The 24051-nt window shown below is 54.0% G+C and carries 22 protein-coding genes; 8 read left to right on the forward strand and 14 right to left on the reverse strand.

Annotation, left to right across the window (positions count from 1 at the left end; genetic code table 11):
- Nucleotides 1–16: 16 nt before the first annotated feature.
- The 3 genes from I4V53_RS04215 to I4V53_RS04225 all read right to left on the reverse strand — a co-directional run bounded on the left by I4V53_RS04215 (nt 17) and on the right by I4V53_RS04225 (nt 3525).
- Entirely contained in the window at nt 17–2101 is a 2085-nt protein-coding gene (locus tag I4V53_RS04215) for a sensor histidine kinase (RefSeq protein ID WP_195984143.1), read from the reverse strand.
- Nucleotides 2088–2789 (reverse strand): response regulator transcription factor, encoded by a 702-nt coding sequence (locus I4V53_RS04220; protein ID WP_195984144.1) that lies wholly within the window; start codon nt 2787–2789, stop codon nt 2088–2090. The genes I4V53_RS04215 and I4V53_RS04220 overlap by 14 nt, the downstream gene beginning before the upstream one ends.
- 100 nt (nt 2790–2889) lie before the next feature.
- Nucleotides 2890–3525, reverse strand: coding sequence for a stage II sporulation protein M (locus tag I4V53_RS04225; RefSeq protein ID WP_195984145.1), 636 nt, complete (start codon nt 3523–3525; stop codon nt 2890–2892).
- Between the two features lie 217 nt (nt 3526–3742).
- Between I4V53_RS04225 and I4V53_RS04230 the strand changes: the two genes are divergently transcribed.
- The 7 genes from I4V53_RS04230 (at nt 3743) to rsgA (ending at nt 11087) form a co-directional block, all read left to right on the forward strand.
- Complete coding sequence (locus I4V53_RS04230; protein WP_195984146.1) at nt 3743–5410, forward strand: formate--tetrahydrofolate ligase; 1668 nt, start codon at nt 3743–3745, stop codon at nt 5408–5410.
- A 22-nt stretch (nt 5411–5432) separates the two neighbouring features.
- Nucleotides 5433–5855 carry a tRNA (adenosine(37)-N6)-threonylcarbamoyltransferase complex ATPase subunit type 1 TsaE gene (tsaE, locus tag I4V53_RS04235; RefSeq protein WP_286167015.1) on the forward strand — a complete coding sequence of 141 codons (423 nt, stop codon included), beginning with the start codon at nt 5433–5435 and terminating at the stop codon, nt 5853–5855.
- 18 nt (nt 5856–5873) lie between these two features.
- Nucleotides 5874–6602 (forward strand): tRNA (adenosine(37)-N6)-threonylcarbamoyltransferase complex dimerization subunit type 1 TsaB, encoded by a 729-nt coding sequence (tsaB, locus tag I4V53_RS04240; protein WP_195984148.1) that lies wholly within the window; start codon nt 5874–5876, stop codon nt 6600–6602.
- Complete coding sequence (locus tag I4V53_RS04245) at nt 6603–8033, forward strand: transglutaminase domain-containing protein (RefSeq protein ID WP_195984149.1); 1431 nt, start codon at nt 6603–6605, stop codon at nt 8031–8033. It abuts the gene before it with no gap.
- 32 nt (nt 8034–8065) lie between these two features.
- Entirely contained in the window at nt 8066–8509 is a 444-nt protein-coding gene (rpiB, locus tag I4V53_RS04250; RefSeq protein WP_195984150.1) for a ribose 5-phosphate isomerase B, read from the forward strand.
- Nucleotides 8510–8541: 32 nt separating this feature from the next.
- The gene (gene upp / locus I4V53_RS04255) at nt 8542–9174 is read left to right on the forward strand and encodes a uracil phosphoribosyltransferase (RefSeq protein WP_195984151.1); all 633 of its coding nucleotides are present in this window, start codon (nt 8542–8544) and stop codon (nt 9172–9174) included.
- Nucleotides 9175–9686: 512 nt separating this feature from the next.
- Entirely contained in the window at nt 9687–11087 is a 1401-nt protein-coding gene (rsgA, locus tag I4V53_RS04260) for a ribosome small subunit-dependent GTPase A (RefSeq protein ID WP_286167016.1), read from the forward strand.
- Between the two features lie 181 nt (nt 11088–11268).
- On the opposite strand, the gene I4V53_RS04265 is transcribed toward rsgA, so the two are convergent.
- Together I4V53_RS04265 and I4V53_RS04270 are read right to left on the reverse strand one after the other, a co-directional pair.
- A complete protein-coding gene (locus tag I4V53_RS04265; protein WP_195984152.1) occupies nt 11269–12198 on the reverse strand; it encodes a hypothetical protein in 930 nt (309 codons plus the stop codon).
- An 86-nt stretch (nt 12199–12284) separates the two neighbouring features.
- The gene (locus tag I4V53_RS04270; protein WP_195984153.1) at nt 12285–13469 is read right to left on the reverse strand and encodes a tRNA(Met) cytidine acetate ligase; all 1185 of its coding nucleotides are present in this window, start codon (nt 13467–13469) and stop codon (nt 12285–12287) included.
- A gap of 210 nt (nt 13470–13679) precedes the next feature.
- Here I4V53_RS04270 and I4V53_RS04275 point away from each other — a divergent pair, with 210 nt between their 5' ends.
- On the forward strand, nt 13680–14936 hold the full coding sequence (locus tag I4V53_RS04275) for an acetate/propionate family kinase (protein ID WP_195984154.1): 1257 nt from the start codon (nt 13680–13682) through the stop codon (nt 14934–14936).
- 50 nt (nt 14937–14986) lie between these two features.
- Here the strand turns inward: I4V53_RS04275 and I4V53_RS04280 are convergent, their stop codons facing one another.
- From I4V53_RS04280 to I4V53_RS04320, 9 genes are all read right to left on the reverse strand, one after another.
- On the reverse strand, nt 14987–15613 hold the full coding sequence (locus I4V53_RS04280) for a V-type ATP synthase subunit D (protein ID WP_195984155.1): 627 nt from the start codon (nt 15611–15613) through the stop codon (nt 14987–14989).
- Nucleotides 15614–15646: 33 nt separating this feature from the next.
- Nucleotides 15647–17083 carry a V-type ATP synthase subunit B gene (locus I4V53_RS04285; protein WP_195984156.1) on the reverse strand — a complete coding sequence of 479 codons (1437 nt, stop codon included), beginning with the start codon at nt 17081–17083 and terminating at the stop codon, nt 15647–15649.
- An 85-nt stretch (nt 17084–17168) separates the two neighbouring features.
- On the reverse strand, nt 17169–18929 hold the full coding sequence (locus tag I4V53_RS04290; protein WP_195984157.1) for a V-type ATP synthase subunit A: 1761 nt from the start codon (nt 18927–18929) through the stop codon (nt 17169–17171).
- Nucleotides 18930–18983: 54 nt separating this feature from the next.
- The gene (locus I4V53_RS04295) at nt 18984–19589 is read right to left on the reverse strand and encodes a V-type ATP synthase subunit E (RefSeq protein ID WP_207747832.1); all 606 of its coding nucleotides are present in this window, start codon (nt 19587–19589) and stop codon (nt 18984–18986) included.
- Nucleotides 19590–19618: 29 nt separating this feature from the next.
- Nucleotides 19619–19927, reverse strand: a complete 309-nt coding sequence (locus tag I4V53_RS04300; RefSeq protein WP_050698408.1) for a V-type ATP synthase subunit F — start codon at nt 19925–19927, stop codon at nt 19619–19621.
- A 34-nt stretch (nt 19928–19961) separates the two neighbouring features.
- On the reverse strand, nt 19962–20414 hold the full coding sequence (locus I4V53_RS04305; protein WP_195984158.1) for an ATP synthase subunit C: 453 nt from the start codon (nt 20412–20414) through the stop codon (nt 19962–19964).
- Nucleotides 20415–20529: 115 nt separating this feature from the next.
- The gene (locus I4V53_RS04310; RefSeq protein ID WP_195984159.1) at nt 20530–22476 is read right to left on the reverse strand and encodes a V-type ATP synthase subunit I; all 1947 of its coding nucleotides are present in this window, start codon (nt 22474–22476) and stop codon (nt 20530–20532) included.
- Nucleotides 22477–22491: 15 nt separating this feature from the next.
- Nucleotides 22492–23538, reverse strand: coding sequence for a V0D/AC39 family V-type ATPase subunit (locus tag I4V53_RS04315; protein WP_195984160.1), 1047 nt, complete (start codon nt 23536–23538; stop codon nt 22492–22494).
- Between the two features lie 4 nt (nt 23539–23542).
- Nucleotides 23543–23854, reverse strand: a complete 312-nt coding sequence (locus I4V53_RS04320) for a hypothetical protein (protein ID WP_195984161.1) — start codon at nt 23852–23854, stop codon at nt 23543–23545.
- Nucleotides 23855–24051: the final 197 nt, after the last annotated feature.

Raw genomic sequence — 24051 nt, forward strand, 5'->3', positions numbered from 1 at the left:
TTGCAGATGCGCTTGTTTATGGATTTAAAGCAAAGGTAACCTGCGCGGAAAACAGGTCGGCGTCTGCGCTGATGGTAAACGTACCGCCGCAGGCTTCCGTGAAGCTCTTGGCGATGGAAAGTCCCAGTCCGCTGCCGGACGTGGAACGTGCCGCGTCGCCACGCACAAAGCGTTCCGTAATGTCAATGTTGCTGTCCAGCTCATATTTGGAGATGTTTTTCAGGACGGCGGTCGCCTGGCCGCCGTGGTCAGATAAAGAAATAAAGACGCGTGTTCCTTCCAGAGAGTAGCGCAATGCGTTGGAGATCAAATTCTGGAAAACCCGGTACAGCCGCCGTCCGTCTGCGGTGATCATGACAGAGCGTTCGGGAATATCGACCCGAAAGATCAGGGGGGAAGCGGAAATATCTTCGTTCATATCCGCCAGCGTTTGCCGCAGCAGCTTACCCAGATCGAGCGGTTCCGGCTGCAGCTCAATATTGCCGCTGGTCGCTTTGCTCACCTCAAAGATATCCTGAATCATATTTTTCAGGCGGAGGGACTTTTCATCCAGAATCTTGATGTAATCCTGGACGTAATCCGGCAGAGTTTCCTCCTGCTTCAAAAGATCGATGTAGCTGATGATGGAGGTAAGCGGAGTTTTGATGTCGTGGGATACGTTGGTGATCAGCGCTACCTTCATCCGCTCGCTTTTAACCTGTTCTTCCACTGCCTTGCTGATGCCCCGCTCGATCTCGTTCAGCTGGCGCGCGGCGGCGTGCAGGTCGGAATCCTGTGGGAACAACAGCGGCGCCGTGTCTTTTCCATCATGCACGGCGGAAATCTGTGTGGTCAAACGCCCCAGGTCTTCGGCCAGCTGTTTTTGCTGTTTGTTATAGCGATGCGCAAAATAGATCATCAACAGGATGGTGAACGGCAGCAAAAAGCCCAGGGACAAAACACTTACGAAGAGACCGACCGCAAAAGTAATCGCTTCACATTTGAGAAAATCGGACCAGCGGTCCAGCAGGCGGCGTTCCAGCGGCATTTTGGATTCCAGCAGCCTTCGCTTTTCTTCCCTGCGGTGCAGCATGTGGTTGATCCAATTGTGCTTATAGTTTAAATGGTTGTAGCGGATATCGTTGATCAGCAGATAGTAGCCGAACAGGGAAACCAAAAGCAGAATCAGATTGGGCACAATGGACGTGCTGACAAGCGTCAGGTCAAAAATGACCAGGAGCGCAAAGACGAGAGCCTTAAAATCAAAATAGATATTCTTTGTTCCGGCGGCAATGGTTTTGTTTAGCTCTTTGCGCTCTTTGCGCCACAGAATGGCAATGAACAGGAAAATTGCCGCGACACCCAGTAAAACGGTCCATATCCGCAGGAACAGAAGCGTATCCGGCCGGCTCTGTGCAATATCGTATAAAGAGCTGTAGCCGTCGACCGCTTCCGCGGGAATGGCGCGTGCAACCAGGCAGATGCGCAGATTGGCGTGCGTGGGGTCTTCCGTTGTGTTTTCATAGCCAGGAACATCCCACATACCTGAATCGCTTTTAAAGAAACCATCCCCATAGAGATCGATCGTTTGACCGTCCTTGGTAATGGTGACTTTTTTGCCGTCAAAGACCAGACGGAAATTATATCCATCCGGCAGCGCGCCTTCGTAAAGGTTGGTATCGGTTAAATAATTGGTGTGGCTGCGATTGTTGTCCTGCGTACCCGACTGATAGAGCAGGTTCCGTGCACTATCCTCGTTTAACCGGTCGAAGACGGTATAGGAATATGAATCGGTAACGATTCGATAAGACTGAAGGCTGTTTGACCAGACTACGTCGCTGTATTCCGTTCCATCCTCGATCGATGTTGTGCCGTAGGCGGTTCCGCTGGAAATACCGCTGTTTTCCCACGACAGGTCGCGCAGCATCCAGTTCAGCGTTGTGCTGATCTCTTTTCGAAACGCATGGGTATTCTGATAATCGGTTTGCCGCAAATCCTCGATATACTGCACCCCTCTTTGATAATTTGCCAAAAAAGAAAGGCCAAAGATTCCCGTAGCAAGGAATACGGTGACACTCAGGTAACAGCAGACCAGGCTGAGAACGGCCTTACTTCTTTTCAATTTTATATCCAATCCCCCACACCACCTTTAAATATTCGGGCTCTTTTGGGTTGAGTTCGATCTTTTCACGGATGCGGCGGATATGAACCATGACGGTGTTTTCAGCGGAGAAGGCAGGCTCGTTCCACACGCGCCGGTAAATTTCCTCGGCAGGGAAGATGCGCCCCAGATTCCGCATAAATAAGTCTACAATTTTGCTTTCTGTTGCGGTCAGCTTGACCGGTTCTCCGTCTGCCAGCAGCGCGTGCTCCTCGGTATGATAGCTCAGACGCCCGTTGACAATGACGCTGCTGTTCTGCACGGCGTGGATGTCTCCCAGGCTGGTATAACGGCGCAGCTGCGAGCGAACCCGCGCTACCAGTTCCATTGGATTAAACGGCTTTGTCACATAGTCGTCCGCGCCCATGGAGAGCCCAAGAATTTTGTCGGTGTCCTCGCTCTTGGCGGAGAGCACGATAATCGGCAGGTTTTTCTTTTCCCGGATCTTCATCATGGCGGATAAACCGTCCAGCTTCGGCATCATGACGTCGATAATCAACAGGCGTACGGATTGGTTCATCACCAGGTCCAAGGCCTGTAAACCGTCGTATGCGCATAAAACCGAGTATCCTTCCCGCTGTAAATGCAGGGAAATAGCACGCACAATTTCGCGGTCGTCGTCCACCACTAAAATACTTTCTTCGCTCATGGTTCAACCCCTTTCTACCCAAAAGTTTATGTCCGTGTCTGTATCTTACAAAAGAGTCCTTACGAAAAACCGGACTGATTCCTTACAGAAATCTTACGGTTTAACCCAACGCACCGGCGCAAGCGTTGATCAGAACCGGCGTAATGTAAGTCTCAATCAGCGCCGCGGCAAACATCATGGGGATAACCAGCAAAGTAAAGGTTCGTGCGACATTGCACAGCGTTTTCAAAAAGGAATCGGCCCGGCCGAGAATCTGTTTGACCATTTCTTTACAGAGATAAAATCCCAGGGAAATTGCGAGAATCAACGCGGGCAGTTCCAGAATTCCATGCGGCAGGATACCTACGGCAAATACAGCCAGTCCCATGCCGGAAATGCTGCTGTAGGCGGCTGACAGACCCAGTATGGCGGCATTTGACGCCAAAGGAAGGACGGGCAGAAACAGAAAGGGCAGGAATCCCATCAGAATGCAAATTGCGGACGCCCACAGATTATTGCCCAACAGAAACCAGAAGGAAATGCCGCCTTCGTCGATCAGTCCCTTATCCTGAAAGCTTTTAGCCAGCTCCTGCATCATCTGATTGACGGTATCCGGACTGGACAGAAACAAAAAGTAGGATGCTGTACCCACGCCGATGAAGATCAACGATAAAATCAGAAAGATGCGGAGCAGCCGCTCCCGGAAAAAGAGCGCCGTGTCTTTGTATTCCTGTTTCAACCGATTCCAGATTGTCATAGTTGTAGTCCCCTTTAATTTTAAGAATGATTCTTTTCGCTTACACGTATAGTTGCGTTATACCATATCTAACGGGAGAAGTCAACGAAGCCCACCAGATCGTGGAATCCAGTTGCAGTTTTACCCTTTTCTCTTTTCCAGAGATGTGATATAATCATTTTAATAATGCGCGCAGGGGAGACGGACAGAGCACTGCGCAGAATAAAGGAGAATGGGAATGCTGACGGATATTGAGATTGCCCAAAGCACGAAGATGAAGCCCATTACGGAGATTGCCTCTGCACTTGGCATCGCAGAGGAGGAATTGGAGCCGTATGGGCGATATAAGGCGAAGCTGAACGATGCGCTTTACAGCCGTTTGGCAGATCGGAAGGACGGCAAATTGATCCTGGTTACGGCGATCAATCCGACGCCCGCCGGGGAGGGCAAAACCACCACGACCGCAGGCTTGGGCGAGGCAATGGCGAAGATCGGAAAGAACGCAATCATTGCCCTGCGGGAGCCCTCTCTCGGCCCGGTCTTTGGCGTAAAGGGCGGCGCCGCGGGCGGCGGATACGCACAGGTGGTTCCGATGGAGGACATCAATCTGCACTTTACAGGGGATATGCACGCGATTACCTCTGCGAACAACCTGCTTTGCGCGATGCTGGATAACCATTTGCAGCAGGGAAACGCCCTGCACATTGACCAGCGCCGTATTTTGCTCAAACGCTGCATGGATATGAACGACCGTGCGCTTCGCAATATCATTGTGGGCTTGGGCGGCAAGGTCAACGGCGTGCCGCGCGAGGACGGATTTATTATCACCGTTGCCAGTGAGGTCATGGCGATTCTTTGCCTGGCGCAGGACAGCAGCGACTTAAAGGAGCGGCTGGGCCGGATTCTGGTTGCCTATACAATGGACGGCGAACCGGTTTATGCAAGGGACTTGAAAGCGGAGGGGGCGATGGCGGCCCTGCTGCACGATGCGATCAATCCCAATTTGGTCCAGACGCTGGAGGGAACGCCTGCCATCATGCACGGCGGGCCGTTTGCCAATATCGCCCACGGCTGCAATTCCGTGCGTGCGACGCGGCTTGCATTGAAGCTGGCGGATTACTGCATTACAGAGGCGGGCTTCGGCTCCGACCTCGGGGCAGAGAAATTCTTCGATATAAAATGCCGTTTGGCGGGTTTAAAGCCGAGCGCCGTTGTGCTGGTGGCCACGGCCCGCGCATTAAAATACAACGGCGGCGTTCCCAAAGCGGAAACCGGCAAGGAAAACCTGGAAGCGCTGGAAACGGGAATTGTCAACCTGGGCGCGCATATCCAAAACATGCGCAAATACGGCGTCCCGGTTGTGGTGGCGATCAACCGCTTTGGAACGGATACAGATGCGGAGCTCGCGTTCATTGAAAAATACTGCAAGGAAAACGGCGCGGATTTCGCACTCAGCGAAGTCTTTGCCAAAGGCGGGGAGGGCGGTATGGACCTGGCCCGCAAGGTCTGCGCAGCGGTGGAACAGCCCTCTGATTTCCAACCGATTTATTCGCTGGACGGCTCCGTACAGGAAAAGATCGAGACGATTGCCAGGGAAATCTATGGCGCGGACGGCGTGGATTTTGCGCCGCAGGCGGTCAGGGCAGCAAAGGAAATCGCCGCTCTGGGTGGGGACGCGTTGCCGGTTTGTATCGCAAAGACGCAGTATTCGCTCTCGGATAACGCGGCACTGCTGGGCCGCCCCTCCGGGTTCCGCATCACGGTCCGGGACCTGCGCCTTTCCAACGGCGCGGGGTTTGTGGTCGCCTATGCGGGCGACATTATGACCATGCCCGGCCTGCCCAAAGTTCCCGCGGCGGAGCGCATTGATGTGGACGAAGCGGGTAAGATCTCCGGATTATTCTGATTGGATAAAAGAGGTGGAAGCTTTGACGTATACGACCCATTCTCCGCAGGAAACAGAGGCGCTGGGGGAAGCAATCGCGCAAAAGCTGTCCGGCGGGGAGGTAATCGCGCTGTTCGGCGGTATGGGGATGGGAAAAACCGCCCTGACACGTGGTCTGGCACGCGGCCTTGGCGTGGAGGACGGCGTTTCCAGCCCGACGTTTGCGCTGGTACATGAGTACAGCGGGCGCGTTCCCATCTATCATTTTGATATGTTCCGCGTGGACGGCTGGGACGATCTGTATTCCACCGGCTTTTTCGACTATCTGGAGAGCGGCGGCGTGCTGGTGATTGAATGGAGCGAAAACATTGAGAATGCACTGCCGGAGGGCGTTGTCCGTATTGCAATAGAGAAGGGCGGCGGGGACGATACGCGCGTCTTTCAAATAGAAGGTTTAACGTTGTAACAGCAGAAGGGTGATCGATTGAAAATTTTGGCAATTGACTCCTCTGCCAGCGCGGCTTCTGCCGCGATTGTGGAGGATGGAAAAATACTGGGCGAATTCTATACCAATACGCGTCTGACGCACAGCCAGACGCTGATGCCGATGGTGCAGGGCGTGTTGGAATGCGCCCGCGTGCCGCTGGAGAGCATCGATCTCTTCGCGGTTTCCGCCGGGCCGGGCTCTTTTACCGGCGTGCGGATCGGCGTGGCCAGTATCAAAGGCCTTGCCATGGCGCAGGATAAGATGTGCGCGGGGGTTTCTACGCTGGAAGCCATGGCGCGGAATCTGGCGCATTTGGACGGAATCGTCTGCGCGGTGATGGACGCCCGGTGCAGCCAGGTGTACAATGCGCTTTTTGAGGCAAGAGACGGAAAACTGAACCGTTTGACGGGGGACCGCGCGCTTGCCATTGCCGCGCTGGCGGAGGAATTGCAGGAGTATGGTCAAAAACCGATTTTTCTGGTTGGTGATGGTGCGAAACTGTGTTATAATGAGGAAAAAATAAAGGCTCTTGGCGCAATTTTGCCGCCGGAACCGCTTTTGTACCAACGCGCTTGGGGGGTTGCGGAGGCTGCAAGGGATTTGTATCAACGGAAGGAGACTTTAACGGCTGCGGCTTTGGCCCCGGTCTACCTGCGTCTTCCGCAGGCGGAGCGGGAACTGAAAAAACGGCAGGCTGCCTCTGAGCGGCCGGAAAGTGAGAGTTAAATGAGAGCAAGAAGGTTTTTCAGTGTCCTTTTATCCGCTGCAATTGCACTGTCGTCGTGGGGCGCAACGGTGTCCCTCGCGGCGGAAAATCTGTCCGGTATAGCGTTAGCGGCCACACAAACAGCTCCTGTTAATGATTTAACGACCGCAAAGAATGCCATTCACCAGACCCTCGCCAATATGGATGCGTCCGTTTCATTGAGCCAGTACAACCTGACAGAGCAGCAGTTTTCCGATTTGTACGATGAAGTCCTGCGTGAGGACCCGTGGCTTTTTTACGTGGAGGGCTGTACCTATCATGCCAGTAAAGCCGGTATTGTCGTGGATATGATTCCACGCAATACCTATGACAAGGAGACCGTCCAAAAAATGACGGAAGAGCTGAAAAAGTCGATGCAGGCGGCGCTTTCCTGCATCGAGCCCAATATGACCGCTACTGAAAAGGTGGTCCAAGTTCACAATTATCTTGCGCTCACCTGTGCTTACGACTATGATAATTATCAGACAAATTCGATTCCCAAGGATTCCTATACAGCGTACGGGGCGTTGGTGAAGCGTGTCGCCGTGTGCCAGGGATACTCGCTGGCATTTGAACTCCTGATGCAGCAGCTGGGAATTCCCTGCGCGATTGTGGAAAGCGATTCCATGAACCATGCGTGGAACGCAGTGCAGCTGGACGGGAGCTGGTACCACGTGGACGTCACCTGGGACGACGCCGCGCCGGATCAGCCCGGCCAGTATTCAGTCGATATGCTGTTGACCAGTGATGCAAAGGCGAGCAACAGTGAAAACCAGCACAAGGACTGGACCAACCTGCCGGAGCCCGCATACAGCACAATACTGGATAACCGCGATTGGAAGCAGTTTATCTCTCAGATGGAGACAAAATACCGTTCCAATACGTCATTGCTGGTGGATACGGCGTCTTACACCTGCAAAAAGGGTGCGACTTATGTGTTTAAGGTGCAGGTGTCTCCGGGCCAGATTGTGGTGGCCCGCCCCACAGACCGGACGGTAGCGAGGGTGGAGCTGGTTTCCGCGGAAGCTGGCGGAACCTATTACTTCCGTTTGGAAGGGCTGAAGGCCGGTTCCACCAATATTGAGGTGATTGCAGAGAGCGGTAAAACCGTTAAATTCCCGCTGACTGTGCAGGGAGCTCTCTATGAGTGCGATACATCCGGCCGCCTGACGCTGCAGCCGGGCCAGACCTACTATTTTAAAATGACCTATACCAATCCGGGCGCTTTAATACTGCCTTCTGTGACGACAGGCAACGGGGCGATCTCGGTAAAGCTGGCAAAAACGCAGGGGAATTACGCAATTTATGCAGTGACAGCGGCGGCAAACGCCGCTGGACAGCAGACATATGTTTATGCGACTTACGGCGGCGGCGCGCCTGCGCCGCAGTTCTCCGTCAAAGTTGCATCGTAAAATGAATGGAACATACAGAAAGAAGGAAAAACATGATTTTACTGGGAGCAGACCACGGCGGCGTTGCGTTGAAAGCCGCAATCAAACGGTATCTGGAGGAAAATGAGATTCCGTACCGGGATTTTGGAACGAACGATACGGACTCCGTCGACTACGCGCCGATTGCCGCGCAGGTAGCGCACGGTGTGGCGGATGGACAAGCTGAAAAGGGCATCCTGTGCTGCGGTACGGGAATCGGCATGAGCATTGCCGCCAATAAAGTGAAGGGCGTCCGCGCTTCGGTCTGCTCCGAATCATACAGTACGGAGATGACCCGCCGCCATAACAACGCCAATGTTCTGTGCCTGGGAGGCCGGGTAATCGATGAGGCAAAGGCCGTGGAGTTGACAAAAATCTTCCTGGAAACAGAATTTGAAGGAGGACGCCATCAGCGCCGTCTGGATGAGATTACAGCCATTGAATGTGGGGAACTCTAAAAACAGGGAATAAGAGAATGGGGGATATCATTATGGATAATCAGGTATTTGTTATGGATCATCCGCTGATTCAGCACAAGCTTACGTATCTGCGCGATAAGAACACAGGCTCCAAGGAGTTCCGTGAGCTGGTGGGGGAGATCGCCATGCTGATGTGCTATGAGGCGACCCGCGACCTCCCGCTGATGGAGGCGCACATTGAAACGCCGATGGGCGAGGCGACAACAAAGGTGATCGCAGGCCGGAAGCTGGCCTTTGTGCCGATCCTGCGCGCCGGCCTGGGCATGGTAGACGGTGTTTTGCAGATGGTTCCAGCGGCTAAGGTGGGACATATCGGTTTGTATCGCGATCACAAAACGCTCAAGCCGGTGGAGTATTACAGCAAGCTGCCGCAGGATATCACCGAGCGCGACGTCATTGTGCTGGACCCGATGCTGGCGACCGGAGGTTCCGCGATCGATGCGATTACCATCATCAAACGAAGCAATCCGAAGAGCATCCGGTTTATGTGCATCATCGCCGCGCCGGAAGGGGTAAAGGCGTTGGCGGAGGCGCACCCGGACGTGCATATCTACTGTGCAGCGGTGGACGACCACCTGAATGAAATCGGATACATCGTTCCCGGTCTGGGCGATGCGGGCGACCGTATTTTTGGCACCCTGTGATTAAAATAGATCGGACGGCGGCTCTTTCAGGGCGGCCGTCCGATGTTTTTATAAAGGCGTGGAAAGAGTTTCTAATCAGGATTTTTTAAATAGCCTATTGCTTTTTTACGGCAAATCATTTATGATAAGGACAAATAAAGTCCGAATCATTCGGATAACGAAAGGAAGTTGCATGTTGATGTCGGTCGTTTTTGAGGTGGCTTTCCTCTAAAACCGAATACCGTGGAACAGAGCAGAACGCGGAGGAAAACTCCGTGTGGTTTGTTATGTTCCTGCGACCTTTCGTGAATACTGTCGCGTTGATACGCATTGCAGGGCACGTTTGGCGTGTCCTTTTTTGCGCCCATTTTGCAGAAAGGATGCACTGGATGATCCCGCGGAGACAGGACGGAAAGGCTCTGTCTCCGCGGGATTTTTGCGTTGTTTTGAGGGAAGCGGGCCTCACTGAAAAGGAGAAAAGAAAGTGAAAACAAATCAATTATATGTAAAAAATTATTTGGAGGCAAAAGACATTGAATATCGAAAAATATGGGTTCCGCCCAATGACAAGTATCGAATATACAAACGGGATACCTGCACGCATTACCGCGGTCCATCGCGACCGTTTTAAAATCGTCTGCGATAACGGAAGCGGATTCGCATGCCTGAAGACAGGGACGTATCATACGGGGAAGGAGGAGGTTCCGACCACGGGAGATTTCGTCCTGCTGGATTGGCAGGAAGACGGCGACAGCCGAATTTTGAAAACGCTGCCGCGCAAAACGTACTTTTCGCGCCGCGATCCGTCCGCGTCCGGACACAAAGAGCAGGCGGTTGCCGCCAATTTTGATTATGTGTTTATCATGCAGTCGCTCGATCAGAACTTTAATCCACGCAGGCTGGAACGTTATCTGACGCTTGCCTGGCAGTCGGGCGCCGTACCGGCGGTAATTCTGACAAAGGCGGACTGCGTGGAGGACTATATGCCCCAGCTCCGTACCGCGGAGCGGCTGGCCGTGGGCGTGGGGGTTTTTGCGGTCAGCTCCAAAACGGGATTTGGGCTTGACCAGCTATCGGCGTACATGAAGCCGGGAAAAACGATCGTCTTTTTGGGATCCTCGGGGGTCGGTAAATCCAGCATGGTGAACGCACTCGCGGGACAGGAAAGAATGGAAACCGGGAACATCCGCAAGAAGGACGGACGGGGAAGGCACACGACCACCTGCCGCCAGCTGCTTTTATTGGACAGCGGCGTCATGATTATTGATACGCCCGGCATGAGAGAACTGGGAATGTGGGATGTCAGCGACGGGCTGGAGCAAAGCTTTACCGATGTGGAGCAATACCTGGGACAGTGTAAGTTCAGCGACTGCCGCCATCAGGGAGAACCGGGCTGCGCAATTGCAGCCGCCATTCAGCAGGGAGCGCTTTCTATGGAGCGCTGGGAAAGCTATCAGCGCCTTCACCAGGAAGCGTGTTATGCCGATGACAAGACGGAATATCTGCGTAAAAAGCAGCAGTGGGGTAAAAGTATTGCCAAGCTGCAGAAGCAGCTTCAAAAAGCCGACTACCGCCATGCGCCGTGTACGGAGAGCTTTACCTGCAAGGTTTGCGGCGCGTTGGTGGTCCCGGAGGACGCGGGAAGCCAGCACCGCAACCACTGCCCGCGCTGCCTGTCCAGCGTCCATGTGGACAACCGGCCCGGGGATCGGGCGTCGCTCTGCAAGGGTGTGATGGACCCGGTTGGCGTTTGGGTGAGGAAAAATGGAGAATGGGCAATCATCCACCGCTGCCGTTCCTGCGGAACATTCAGTTCCAACCGCATCGCAGCGGACGACAATCCGACTCTGCTGATGTCCATCGCGATGAAACCCCTGGCGGCGCCGCCGTTCCCGCTTTGGCAAATGGAACCGGAAAAGGGAAGTGAAAAATAGAAGGGCTCTTGCAGAGGGCTGATTGCGTGCAAAGGCAAACAAATGAAAGATAAAAACAGATTCAAAAGGATATAAAAACGCCCGTGAAATCCATGCAAAAATAGATTTCACGGGCACTTTTTATGCAATATCCGAAAGGGATTTTTGTTGCATCGATTCCTTTTGTGCGTTGGGAGCAGGATTACTGCCCAAGATGATCCATATATTTGGCAATGCCGTCTTCATCCTGCGGATGGACGCAATTGTTGGTATGAAAAAGGGAAAGGTTTTCCACATGGCGGATGGCGCCGCCGGGTTCCATGGTGTACAAAGGGCTCATTGTTTCCATTGCCAGATAATCGCCGTTCAGATACGTTTCAAAGGAACTGCCGTAGTCGGGATACGCGGCGGAGGAGTGGACAAAGCGTTTGACCAGCGTCGTTTGCGGTGTGATATACGCGGACCAGCCCAGGACATTGTTCAACCCGATTTTCAAGGGTTTCTGAATACTGGAATCGTGGCGGAGCGTAATAAACCGGTTGCCGATAAACAGGCGCGGGTCCTGCGGATCAGTATAAGGCCAGAGCGTCAGTACCCGGTTGGGAAGAAGCTCGTTTTCGTCCGGGCGGTTCTGCGGGATTACCTCAAGGCCGCCGCCGTTCAGCATGGTGATTGGCCATAACGCCAGCGTCTGGCGTTCTTTGGCGAAGTTCATCACGCTGTGTACGAGCATAATATCTGCGGAATCCCGGCCCATGACGACTTCCAGACGCGTCTGCACCTCGTTGTGCGCCTGCTTGGCAGAGGAAAAGGTCACGCCGTCAGACAGAAGCGCGTAAATGACAGGATCGTTGTCCGGAAAGTAGGACTGCGGCATCCGCTCCGGCGCCAGCCAGAGGCGGTGGCCGCCGTAGAGATGGCAAGCGGCGCCTTTGCCATAGTAGTAATCCATATCTTCGTTTTGTGTACAATAAACCCGATCCAAATCGTTGTAAAGAATGTTATCGCCATCGACAAACCCGAAACGCACAATCCGCGGCCCGCAGTCGATGGTTACGACCACATCGACAACGCCGTTGCTGAGCTGTACGCATTTTCCATAGTTTTCATACGTAATTTCCTTTAGTTCCAAGAAAATGACACGTCCTTTTTATGAAAATATTGTTGTCCCAAACAGGGATTCCTGTGCGCAGGGCAGTGGAAAGGTCCGGAACCGGTCTATACTTTGATGATTCCGGCGGTCCGGTCCCACCCGCAGGGCGGCGGATCGGGTAAAAAAAGAGCGTAAATATCCGTCGATTTGCACTCTAATTCAATCATATTTTTTGCTAAATTGTCAAGAGATAAAATATCCGATGTATTGGCAACAATTGGTCGTTTTGTGGTCATTTTTGATACATGCAAAATTTCCGCGCCGCGCCGGTTCATGCCGAGCACGCGAATGTACGGCGGAAGGCCTTCCGCGTGCGCCGCCGTCAGTCCTAAAAAGGCGGAGAGAACGATCCGGCGGATACGGGCCAATGGATACCGTTTGGTTTTAATGAGGTCATACAGCTCATCCAGGGAGCCGGCGCGGTGAACCGACTGATAGATGCGGTTTTCCAATCCCTCGCTGACGTCCGGCAACGCGGCAAAATCCTCCTGCGGCATCGATCTTAGTTTAGCCAGGATTGCCCGCTCCATACGCGGCAGGAAGGCCGGCGCTCTGCCGTCCTGTATCTCTGCCAGCAATATTTTTGCCGCATCGTGCGGCATATGGCTGGAGAAGTTTACACCGTCATGGATCATTGCACGGATGCGGCTGGCGCTGGAAATCGAAACGTTCTCATGGGAATCGTGCGCTGCGCCGACCCGTTTCATGGTGAAAAGCTGCATGGAAGAATGAAGCGTGCGGATTGCCTTGGCATATTCGATCCCCAGCGTATTGTTGGCTCCGGAGAGCAAAGCGGCGGTTTCCGGCCCGACAATCCGGGCGACGGCGCGTTCTCTGGCGCGTGCGAACGTCGCGCCTGTTGCAAGTTCTTCCCGCAGTACGGGAGGGAACGCCGGGGAATGTAAAAGCCCGGCAAGCTGGAATATACGATGCGCATCGCCGCATTCGCTGCCAAAGCTGATTTGCTCACAGCCCAGAGCGTCCAGCAGAGAGACGCCGCCCAGCGCAAATTTTTCCGCCCCTGCCATGGCCCAGGGAAGCGGAAGCTCCACCACCAAATCAGCGCCGCAGAGCAAAGCCTGCCGGGTACGCGCGTTTTTGCTCAGAATCGCGGGTTCTCCGCGCTGCACAAAATTGCCGCTCATAACGGCGGCGATGTGCGTCGCGCCCTGCCAGCGGGTCTCTTCGATCAACGCCATATGTCCCAGATGAAATGGGTTATATTCACAAATTATTCCAGCAATTAGCATTTTGTAGAAAAACTCCTTGAATTCAATCGTTTCCTGTACTATTATATATATATTACCATATTGTCTGTTATTTGCATATTGAAATTGGACAGGCGGACGATTTCTCTGTTTTGCCCAACAAGATACAGGCAGAGGGCTGATGCATTCTGTAGCAGGGCATAATAGAAAGTGAGCAGGTGCGTCACAAAATTGAGTAGGAGGATTTCCATAATGAAAGTTTTGGTCATCAATGCCGGCAGTTCTTCCCTGAAATATCAGCTGATTGACATGGACAGTGAGCGGATGCTGGCAAAAGGAAACTGCGAAAGAATCGGCATGGACGGCAGCGTTTTTATTCACAAAACGTCCGACGGACGCGACAAGCGGGTACAGGTCGCTATGGCGGATCACACGGATGCGTTTATGCATGTCACACAGGCGCTGACGGATAAAAAGGTGGGCGTTATCAAAAACCTGGACGAGGTCAGCGCGATCGGCCACCGCGTCGCGCAGGGCGGCTCTATTTTCCGCAAATCGGTTTTGGTCAACGAGGAAGTCGTCGAGGGCATCAGAAGCCTGATCCCGCTGGCTCCGTTGCATAACGGCCCGGAGCTGGAAGGCATCCTGGCCTGCCAGAAGGTCTTTGGCGAAGAGGTGCCGGAAGTTGTGGTATTTGATACCTCCTTCCATTCCACGATGCCGCCGAAGGCGTATATGTATGCCATCCCGTACGAATATTATAAAAAATACGGCATCCGCCGCTATGGTTTCCACGGAACCTCCCATCGTTATGTGAGCAAGCACTGCGCGCATCTGATGCATCAGCCGCTGGAAGATATTAAGATGGTGACCTGCCATATTGGCAACGGCTCTTCCATCGCGGCAATTCAGGATGGGCGCGTCATTGATACCAGTATGGGCCTGACCCCGCTGGACGGTTTTATGATGGGCACGCGCTGTGGCTCTCTGGATCCGTCCATTGTGACTTTCATTATGGAGAAGGAAAACCTGACCCCCGGTCAGATGGACGACATTTTAAATAAAAAGTCCGGTTTGCTGGGCGTTTCCGGTATTTCCAGCGACGACCGCGATGTTACGAAGGCGGCGATTGAAGGAAATCCCCGCGCAATTCTGGCGCATGAAATGCTGGCTTACCAGATCATCAAGCAGATCGGCGCATATGCCGCCGCAATGAACGGCCTGGACGCGCTGGTCTTTACCGCCGGCTTGGGAGAGAACCAGCCGCACCACCGCTATGCGATCTGCCGCGGCCTGCGGTATCTGGGCCTGAAGATCGACGCCGAGACAAATGAAGAGATGGTCGGCGGCAAAGAAGGCAAGGTTTCCACATTTGATTCGCAGGTAGCGGTGTATGTGATTCCGACCAATGAGGAGCTGGTCATCGCGCGCGATACAAAGATTATTGTGGAGAAGCTGAATTATGCTTCCACAGAGGATAAAACCTATGTGGACTTGGAAGATATCTGATGGAATAAAACTGCATAAAGAGAACCCGGCGTGCAAACGCCGGGTTCTCTTTATGCAGTGACAGATTTCTCTTCCTTCTGCTTTTTGATCACTTTTAAGCGCGAAAATTCCTCGCGGTCCTTTTCCTCCAGAGCATCCGTGATAAATTTGACGGTTTCCTCAAAACGGGGGATCATGATGTTTTTCAGGGCGTTGGCGCGCTTCTGCGTCTTTTTAATGGCGTCCGCCAGGCGGTAGACGCTGTTTTCTACCTCTGCCAGCTCGGCGGTCAGCCGCTTAACCTCGTTGAACTTGTTGTATGCGTCGTCCAGCATAATGTTGGTGGCGTTCAGGCCGAACGGGATGGGGATGTCGCGCGGCGTGAGGGAAACCATCGGGATTTCCACGCCCATCACGCTCCGGTAAGCCACGTTCAGGCCGTCGTCCAATGGGACCGTCTGGGAAAGCTCGTCGCAGACGCCCAACGTGATATTGGCGCGCTGCAACGCTGCATACGCGTCTTCATAGGTTTGGTCGATTTTTCCCTGTATGGAATTGGCGCGTTCGATCAGCGCCATCATTTCCCGGATCAAAATATTGCGTTTTCGATCCAGAAGCTCAAAGCCGGTGCGGGAAAGCTCCAATGATTTTTTTGTGGCCAGCAGATTTCCCTTTGTTGGCACAACTTGGTTGGCCATGGCAGCTCACCCCTTTCGTTTGCCGGTGCGGCATTATTTTTTTGCCTCTTCCGCCTGCTTGGCTTTCCGCTCGTTTTCCGCTTCTGTCTGCTGTTTGGCTTTCTCATAATACTGGTCCAGACTGGCGTCGTCCACACGATCCAGCTCTTCACGCGGGAGGGTGGCCAGTAACCGCCAGCCGAGGTCGAGGCTCTGCTCGATGCTGCGGTTTTCGTTGAAGCCCTGGTTGACATAGTGCTTTTCAAATAGTTTGCCAAATTCCAGATATTTCTTATCGTTGGGAGAAAGCTCTTCTTCGCCGATAACGGAGGCCAGCGAACGTGCGTCCATTACCTTTGCGTAGGAGGCGAACAGCTGGTTGGAAAGGGCGGAGTGATCCTCGCGGGTATAGCCTGCGCCGATGCCGTCCTTCATCAGACGGGAAAGGGAAGGAAGTACGGAGACCGGCGGATAGACGCCGCTGTTGTCCAGCGCGCGGTCCAGGACAATCTGCCCCTCCGTAATGTAACCGGTCAGGTCGGGGACAGGGTGCGTCACGTCGTCGTTTGGCATAGTCAGGATGGGAATCTGTGTAACGGAGCCCTCTTTTCCACGCACCATGCCGGCGCGCTCATACAGGGAAGCGAGGTCCGAATACAGATAGCCCGGAAAGCCTTTACGGCCCGGGATTTCCCCCTTACTGGAGCTGAATTCGCGCAGCGCCTCCGCGTAAGAGGTCATATCCGTCATGATGACGAGAATGTGCATCCCAAGCTCAAAAGCGAGGTATTCTGCAACGGTCAGCGCACAGCGCGGCGTCAGGATGCGTTCAATGATGGGATCGTTGGACAGGTTCAGGAACATGACGACCTTTTGCAGCACGCCGGATTCGTCAAAGGAGCGGCGGAAATACTCCGCCACATCGTTCTTTGCGCCCATGGCGGCAAAGACGATGGCGAAATTATCTTCGGTTGCGTCTTTAATTTTTGCCTGGCGGGCAATCTGCACGGCAAGCTCGTTGTGCTTCATGCCGGAACCGGAAAAGATGGGAAGCTTTTGCCCGCGTATCAGGGTCATCAGCACGTCGATGGTGGAAATGCCGGTGTTGATGTAGTTTTTCGGGTAAACGCGGGAAACCGGATTGATCGGCGTGCCGTTAATGTTGGCGCGTTTGATGGGGAAAATGTCGCCCAGGCCGTCGATTGGGCGTCCCGCGCCGTCGAAGACGCGGCCCAGGATTTCCGGAGAGAGGGGCATTTCCATCGGATGTCCCAGCAGTCGGGTGCGGGTGTTGTTCAGAGAGATGCCGCGGGTCCCTTCAAATACCTGAACGACGACGCGTTTGCCTTCCATCTGCACAATTCTGCCCTGCCGCATGGTCCCGTCGTCCATCCGGATGTCGACGACTTCCTCAAAAGAGGCATTTTCCACGTCGTCCAGTACGATCAAAGAGCCGTTGATCTCCTTCACGCCTATATAGTCAAGAATCATTTTTCTCACCTGCTTTTGTAATGATACGGCAAGCGGCGGGGGTTGCGTTACATACGGAAAACCGCGGCTTGCGAAAGAACGCGGGTTACGCGTTCACGATATGGGAGAGCGTCTCATCGATCTCTTTGATGTAATCGTCAAACAGTTCCAATTTATTGTTGGGAATATCGTATTTGATCTTAATCAGCTTTTCAAACAGGCCGCTTTCCATAATCCCGGAGATCGGGATGCTGGCGGCGACAAGCTGTTTGGCTTTTTTATAGAGATGCAAGATCACTTTCATCATCAGCTTCTGCTTTTCCAGCGGGACAAAGGTATCGTCTGCGTGGAAGGCGTTCTGCTGCAGGAAGCCGACGCGGATGACGCGCGCGGTCTCAATAATGAGCTTCTGATCGTCCGGCAGTACGTCGGAACCAATCAGCTTGACAATCTCCATCAGCTGGTTTTCCTCCTGGAGGATATTGGAGATTCTCCGGCGATATTTGATAAAATCTTCGTCGACGTGTTCCGCGTACCACGGGTCGAGATCGCCGAAGTATTCGCTGTAGCTTTGCGTCCAGTTGATGGCGGGATAATGGCGGGCGTAGGCCAGCGATTTGTCCAGCGCCCAGAAGCAGCGCGTAAAGCGTTTGGTATTCTGTGTGACAGGCTCGGAGAAGTCGGAGCCCTGCGGAGAAACGGCCCCGATGATGGTGACGGAACCGTCCGTCTGATTGAGATTCTGTACCATACCCGCGCGCTCGTAAAATTCGGAGAGGCGGCTCGGCAGATAGGCGGGGAAGCCCTCCTCAGCGGGCATTTCTTCCAATCGTCCGCTGATCTCACGCAGGGCTTCCGCCCAACGGGAGGTGGAATCCGCCATGATCGCCACATGGTAACCCATGTCGCGGTAGTATTCCGCCAATGTGATGCCGGTGTAAATAGACGCCTCGCGCGCCGCGACCGGCATGTTGCTGGTATTTGCGATCAGCACGGTCCGGTCCGTCATCGGCCGGCCGGACTTTGGGTCGACCAGCTCGGAGAATTCGTCCAGAACCTGGCTCATCTCATTGCCGCGTTCGCCGCAGCCAACATAAATGATGATGTCGGCGTCGCACCATTTGGCAAGCTGGTGCTGCGTCATGGTTTTCCCTGTGCCGAATCCGCCGGGGATTGCCGCTGTACCGCCTTTTGCAATGGGGAACAGCGTATCGATGACTCTCTGGCCGGTGATGAGCGGCACGGTAGTCTGCAGACGTTCAGCAACAGGACGCGGCATACGGATCGGCCATTTCTGACAGAGAGAAAGTTCATGCAGATGGCCGGCGGAATCCCGCAGGGTCACGACCATGTCCTCTACACGATATTTGCCGTTCTCGGCAACCTTGACCACCGTGCCGGACAAGCGCGGCGGCACCATGCATTTGTGCCGGATGATGGGCGTTTCCGGGCACTCGGCGTAAACATCGCCGCCGTTGAGTGAATCACCCTCTTTGACGGTCACGGTCACATCCCAGAATCGTTCCGTGTCCAGAGAGGAGACGGCGCTGCCGCGGGAGATAAACGCGCCGCTTTGTTCCTCGATGGCCTTCAGCGGGCGTTCGATGCCGTCAAATATGTTGTCCAGAATACCGGGGCCCAGTGTGACGTTCATGGGGCTTCCGGTACCTACCACAGGTTCTCCCGGACGGAGGCCGGTGGTTTCTTCATATACCTGGATGGTGGTCAACGCGCTGGTGATGCCGATAATCTCACCGACCAGGCGCTCGTTTCCCACATAGACCATCTCCATCATAGAGAAGCTGCGGGCGTTTTGTACGGTCACGACCGGGCCGTTGATGCCATATATTACATTTTCGTTGTTCATTGTCAATTCGGATCATTCCTTTCCCGAGCCTGCGGCTGTCATTGCCCGGCGGTATCAGCCTGCGATGGTCAGTCCGGAGTTTTCTTCAAACCAGCCGCGCTGTTCATCCAGCATGGAGTCCAGCGTTTCATCTGCCATGATACCAAGCTCGGTATTGTAAGCGCGCAGACCGCCGATCCGGATGGAATCGTCGGTTTCAAAGCTGCAGGCCGCGCCAAAGGCCGCCGCAATCTGCGGCTGGTATTTTGCATCCTCTTTGCGCAGGCGGATGACGGTGCCCGGCTTTTGAAAAGCGGCGGAGAGACTGCGCGCGTATTTCTCCAGCAGCGCGGCGTAATCCGGCTTTTCCGTATAGGTGCGCAGGCAGTCGGCGGCGCGTTGGAACACGTCCTCCATGATCCTGCGGCGCTGTTCCAAAAGAGAGCGGCGGCCTTCCATTTCGCGCTGGGCCATCTCACGGGAAATGTTGTTGCGCATCTGCATCATTTCCTTCTGGATCAGGTGATACGCTTCCGCGAGGACCTCTACCTCCGCCTCATCGAGTTCTTTCTGCTTGAAGGCGGAAACCTCTTCTTCTATTTTTTTGCGCTGCTCTTCGGCGTAATGGTTGATTGCCTGATAAAACTTTCCTATTTTTTCGTCGTTTTGATTGATCGCCATATCGATCCCCCCGTTCCGCCAGAAGCGGCCTAAATTTTGATCCCGATGGCCTCACGGACATAGCGGGTGATGGAATCCTTGGTGCGCCCATTGCCATGCCGGTCCGGAATCTCTACAATCAGCGGGCGTTTGGCTTTCAGCTTGAGGTCGTAAACGAGATCCGGGCAAAGCTGGATCAACTGTTCCGTCATCAGGATGACCGCCACGTCGTCCATCGCCATTGCGTCGCTCAGGGCCTTTTGGACCTCCTCCGGCTCGTGAACCACAACGCCGTCGATCCCGGCGAGGCGCATGCCGACCTGGGTGTCCACATTGTCGCTGATCAAATGAAAGCGCATAAAAATCCCCTTCTTTAGTTCAGTACTCGGTTCCTTAAACCTTGTTCAGGATCAGGATGGAAATCAACAGGCCGTACAGGGCGATACCTTCGCCCAGTGCGACGAAGATCAGGGATTTACCAAACGCCTTCGGATCCTCGCTGGTTGCGCCGATTGCGGCGGGAGCGGAGGCGGCGACGGCAATACCGCCGCCGATGCCTGCCAGACCGGTGACGAGAGCGGCGGCCAAAAGGCCCATGCCCTTGGAGTTATCAATTGGGGAAGCTTCCGCGCTGGTGCTTACGGGAGCATCTGCCGGGACGTCGCCCTCCGGCGCTGCGGACGCAATCATCGGGGCCGCAAAGCTGATAACGCAGACGGCGAGGAATGCAATGAGCTGTGTGGCAACGGCTCTGCTGGTTTTTTTGCCGCGCTTGACCGCACGGATGGAAAGCGCAACGGAGACGACCAGGAATACGATCGGAACACAAAGAAATACAGCAGTCATAATAAATACCTCCAATATTGAGTTCATAATAATATGACATCGGGGGATACCCGGTGCACTGGATAACAGGAAACAGCGTTCGGTCTGCGCGGCGCCGGCGAAGCGGCAGGCGGGACTACTGTTCTCTGCGAACCACAACAGGATTGAACGGACGGCCGTCGCCATCGAAGAAGCGGCTGAACATCTCATAGAATTCCAGCCTCAGTACCTGGATGCCGACCAGCAGACCTTCCAGCGCCATGACGAAGACGTTGCCGATGACGGCGATCAGCACGTATGCAACGCCGCTTGACATTTCCGCCAGTGTAAAGACCACCAGCATCATACCCGCGTGTACCAGCACGAACGCGCCCACACGAAGGAAGGACATGGTGTTTGTCGCATAGCTCAGAAGGAATTCAAACACTTCAAAAAAGTTCTGCATGATAAAATTGCCCCAGCTCTCCGGCTTCCAGTCGGAGCGGCGCTCCACCAGGCCGCCGAGGACCTCCCGGAAAAACATCACCAGAATGGGCAGTACAATCAGGCCGATGATATAAGCGGTATTGACAATCTGCCATCCAAAGATCAACTGTCCGCCGAAACCCGCCACCAAAGCGGTGTAGAAAACCAGTCCTGCCAGACCGTTCGGCCCAAACAATGCGTTTTCCCAGTGTTTTCTGCGGATACAGGAGTATATGTTGATCAGGATAGCGACAATGACAAGCAGAATGCCGATTCCCACGGCGGAATAGATAATCATGTTGGTGGTTGCCGGTTCCATGACCTCGATGGGCTTGCCGCTCAGCCCGAATACATTTTTGTAAAGCGGGTCGAGCGCATGCTCAAAGCCGAAGACAGAGCCGAACAGGGCGCCAAACACCGCGGCGGAAATGCCGCAGGGGATCAAAATCTTGCCCAGCTTCATTTTCTTCCATTTCCACATCAACCAGCCGACGATGGAAACGCAGACGCCCTGTCCCAAATCGCCGAACATGATGCCGAACAACAGGATATAGGTGATTGCGACAAAGGGGGTGGGGTCGACCTCGTCGTAGGAGGGCAGGCCGTACATATCCACAAAGAATTCAAAAGGCCGGAAAACCGCTTTGTTTTTCAAAGCGACCGGCGGGGAATGACTCAATTCCTCCTCCGCGCCTTCAAAGGTATATTCCACGGAATCCAGCTGGTCCAGTTCCTTCTGGAATGCTTTCTCGCTGCTTGCGGGAATCCAGCCGGTGAGGATGAAGTTGTCGTTGTAGCGCGCGGCATAGCGGCGGATGCCAAAAAAGACGGACTGTTCCGTCAGATACGAATAAATCTGCGCACAGGCGGTCTGCTCCTTTTTCCAGAGCGCGTCGATCTTGGCGTCCACCCGCTGGATCTTTTCAATCTCCTGATCGCGCAGTGTCCGCAGCTCTTCCACGCCGCCTTCCGGAGTCCCGCGCAGCTCAGCCAGACGCGTCCGTTCAAAATAAAGGCTGGAGAAGATGCGGTCCACCTCGCTGACCGCGTCAATCGGCGCAAAATAGACGCCCCAGTATTTGAGATCGTCATGCGTGCAGGGGAAGAAGATAATATAAGGATTCTGCTTATAGGAATTCAGTTTTTCAAAGCTCTCCTTTGGAAGGGAGCCAAAGCGCACTTTAATATATTTGCAGTCGTGAATTTCGTCGAGGTTTAAATCCATACCGACGAAGTGGCTGACCTGCTCAATCTCCCTGGTGTACTGTTCCACCTGCTGCTGCGCCTGCGCGCGCTCTTTTTGCAGGCTGTCCAGGGAGGAGGCTATGGAACGAACATAGGATTCCGTTTCCTCGCGGGTGAATTGCACATGTTCCATTTCTTTTTCACTCAGCAGCTCCAGCTTTTTGCGGGACGCGTTTACCGCGTCGGTCAGTCGCTGCAGCGGAGCGGAATAGGGATTCTCTTCACTCAGCGGGGTAAAATCAGAGGTATCGGAATAAAAGGAAAGGGAGTTGTCCGGGTGGAAAACGCCGGACTTACCGCACACGGCGGTGACTTTGTCCAGGTCTCCCATACGGCCGATAATGCTCGTTACCTTGATCTTTAGTACAGCCAATCATCACGCCTCCTTTCATAGATAATCGGCGACGGTGAGCAGCTTTTTAATCTCATCGGGCGCCAGCTGGTAACGGATTCCCTCCACAATGTTGATGATGTCCTGCAGCTCGATCTGTGTCAGAAAGATGTAGGAGATCATGACCACGGAGGGATGCGTGGAGAAGCGGATATCATGCCGGCAGGTACTGTATTTTACCCGGTCTGGAATCTGGTCGATGTAGGTGTGCTCTATTTTTTGGCACCGCTTGCCAATGGAGGACTTTGCCATGACGTCGAGGACGTCTCCGGCGTCCGCCTCCAGCATTTCTTCCAGCAAACGGGGCTTGATGGTTCCAAAGGGAAGCAGTGTGCTGCGCACAAAGTCCGGGCTTTCGTGATAAGCGGTTTTCAGCCGGATGATGCGCGTCACATTGATCAGGTCGATGTACGTCTCAAAAATTTCCCGGAGCTGCCGGGAAGTCTCGCCGTGAGTGTACTTGCGAATGACCGTAAAGGCGCTGTCATAAAGGTAGGTATAGAGCGCGTTTTCAATTCCGGTGTAGTTCAGCGGCACGCCCGCCACGGGGCGGAACGGCTCCATCAGCTTGCGATACGGCGTGTGGCTCAGGGCGTCCAGCAGGTCGTCGTAGCTCTGCACATGACTCAGCGCATAAAGGTCGATGCGTGTGTGCCGGTTGAGATAGGAGGGAAGCGAAAACAGATATTCTTCCGGCATTCCGGCGCCCAGATACATCAGGCTGTGCAGAATCTGCTCAATTTCGCTGCGCTCCAACAGGTACTGGGCAAAATGTTCGCCCACGGAAATCTCGTAGCGGCAGAGAGAGGCGTAATCCTCAAAGAGCTTTTGCCGCAGCTTGCTCTCCAGCTGCCCGCGGTGCACCTCGTTCTCATTGACGCCGGCCAAAATTTTGCCGTATGCCGTATGGCTCTTCAGGTAGCCGGCAACCTCGCTGACCGATTTGCAGTTCAGGAGTTCCCGGTAGTCCTCTTTTTTTAATCGCTTGCCATACATGGCGCGCGCTTTGGAAAGAATGGCGTTGGAGGAAAAATTGGAAAGCATCGTATCACTCTCCAATCACTCTAGCAACAAGGGTATTCACCCATTCGTCGCCTTTTTTCCGGTAAAGATCGTCCAAATACCCGGCGCGCTCTTCGTTCTTCGCCTGGATTTTTTTCCAGCCTTCTTCCGCGATGGCACGCTCCTGCGGCTCGTTCATGGCGATGCGCTTCCTGGCGCGTTCCAGGTATTCCGCCCGGATCTGTTCACGCTTCTCTGTGACTTCCTTTTCGGAATTCACCTTTTCCAGCTGCGCCGCGTCGGTGATCTCTCTGGCTTTACGGTCCATATCCACAATTTCTTTAATCAGGTTTTGCATGACCGTACCTCCTTAAACGTAATCTATCGGATGGCCTTCGTCCGGAGGCCGTGCCTTAACAAACAGACAGCCCCGCTTCCAGAACTTCAGAGAAAACAGGTTCTCGGATAGCTCCGGGAAAAGCAGGGCGGCACACGTCCTTGGAGCCATGTTGGCGGCCAAGGGGGAAACCTCATTCTTTTTGCAGGTTGCAGGAA

The organism is Clostridium sp. D33t1_170424_F3, from assembly GCF_015667585.1.
Classification (GTDB): domain Bacteria; phylum Bacillota; class Clostridia; order Oscillospirales; family Acutalibacteraceae; genus Anaeromassilibacillus.